Annotated in this window: 1 protein-coding gene; it reads right to left on the bottom strand. The window is 36.1% G+C overall.

Annotated elements, in window-relative coordinates; genetic code table 11:
• Positions 1 to 450: 450 nt before the first annotated feature.
• Positions 451 to 1,569 (bottom strand): S-layer homology domain-containing protein, encoded by a 1,119-nt coding sequence (locus CSV79_RS16390; RefSeq protein ID WP_099690115.1) that lies wholly within the window; start codon positions 1,567 to 1,569, stop codon positions 451 to 453.
• Between the last annotated feature and the right edge of the window lie 336 nt (positions 1,570 to 1,905).

The following is a 1,905-nucleotide window of genomic DNA, read 5'->3' as shown; positions in this document are numbered from 1 at the left end:
CAATATTAATCCAATCAAACGACCCAACAAAAGTTTTAATAAGTAATACTAGGCAAGCGATAAAAAATACGATTGAGAAACCAATTAAAAACTTATGCATATTTCATCCTCCTCTTAAAAGAAACTGGCCCGTTTACGGAAGACAACTCCTCGTAAATGAATTGTTTTCTTCCATAGCTCCAATATACACGACTTGTTTACATAAAAAAGTCTTCCTTTTGAAATAAAAGAGAGACTTTTTGCAAATCGAACATATTTACATTGTGTTAGATTCGATAGTTATTTGAGTACACTTTTTATTGCTTTCTACTAACACCCAAACATCTTAAAGCCCTTTGCATATTATTCTCCCATATAGGCTTTAATCTATTTTGTTACATTCGTTTTTATATTTTAATTCTAAAAAAAGATTCCCGCCTCTTTTAAGTAGAGTTGGGAATCTTTTTTAGGTTAATTACCAGCCATAGCTGCAGTTAGCGTATTTTCATCGTACTCTTCATCATAGACTAAGTTATAAATTTTCCAATTTCCGCCTTCTGTTTTCTTTAAATATGCAGTTCCTGATATATCCATTGTCATTTCAAAATACATATCTGATTCACTCACGGTAACATGAACCTTTAGATTGTCTACTTTAACTTCCGCAAAACGCTTATTTAAAGAAACAATTGTGCTTGAATGCTCACCAACTTGTTCCATCGTCATGGAATCAAATGAATATTCAGGGTCATCCAGTTGACCCTGGCCGTCAAGTGAAAAAGCTAGATAATACCCCATTGTAGTTTCGCGATAAAGAGCTTCCAACGCTTCAAGATTTTGTTGTTCAGAATAAAGTGACAACTCTTCTGTGACGTTACGATTTACAGTTTGAATCACTGAAAGTTCGTCTTCAGCTGTTCCAGATTCTAGATGTAATGCACGGTCAATCATCAATACGGCATGAGAACGTTTAGCGAAATTATTCGGTTTGAATTCGTCTCCATAGCCATTCACGATTCCGACACCTGCCGTTTTTACAACTGATTCATAAGCGTAGTTTTTTTGAGTTACATCTTTGAAAGTTTTTCCTGTTGTCGAAAAATCCACCGTCTCCTTAAATGCGCGATAAATCATAGCAGCCATTTGAGCACGGGTAATCTTATCATTTGGTTTAAAGGTTCCATCTTCTTTTCCAGTAATAATCCCTTTGCTACTAGCAATTTGGACATAGTTATAATACCAAGCTGAAGAATTTACATCAGGGAACGTTTTTTTGATCTCACCATTTGTTAAATTCATAGCATTTACCAAAATTTTTGTGAATTGTGCACGGGTGATATTATTTTCTGGTTTTAAAAGAATGGATGTATATTCATATTCTTCTCCATCTTCTTCATAAACCTCTGTTTGTTCATATCCATCTATGATATCTGCGTACAAGAAGCGTTCAAATTGTTCATATGCCCCATGCCCGTGATCTACATCATCTATGTAATATTGATCAATGGTTTTTTCTGCTGCAAAAGTAGGTGTTGCAGAAAAAAGACTAAAAGTAACTAGTAAAACTAATAAAATACGAACTGCCTTCAATGGTTTGACCTCTCTTCTTATAAATCTTTAAGACATAAAATATTTTACTTAATATAAACTTAAAATAATACAAGAATAATATGGAAGTAATAATATTAGTTGATTCCTAGCTGCAAATCTAACATATTTGTATTGTGTTAGATTCGATGACGTCCATAAATCCTCCACAATCGCCCCCGTTAACGGGATAGTGGTTCTATGCCGTTGATCTGCGCTGCAGCCGGACGCGTTCCGGAGGGCGGGCGGTGAACCACACTCCTCGCTTCGCTCGCTAGGTGTTTCACCTGTCCCGCTGATCCTCCCGGAGTCGCCGGCTTCCGCTCCGATCAACTAAGT

This window comes from Sporosarcina sp. P13 (assembly GCF_002743055.1).
In the GTDB taxonomy this organism is placed as follows: domain Bacteria; phylum Bacillota; class Bacilli; order Bacillales_A; family Planococcaceae; genus Sporosarcina.
This window is presented reverse-complemented; position numbering and strand designations above follow the sequence as displayed.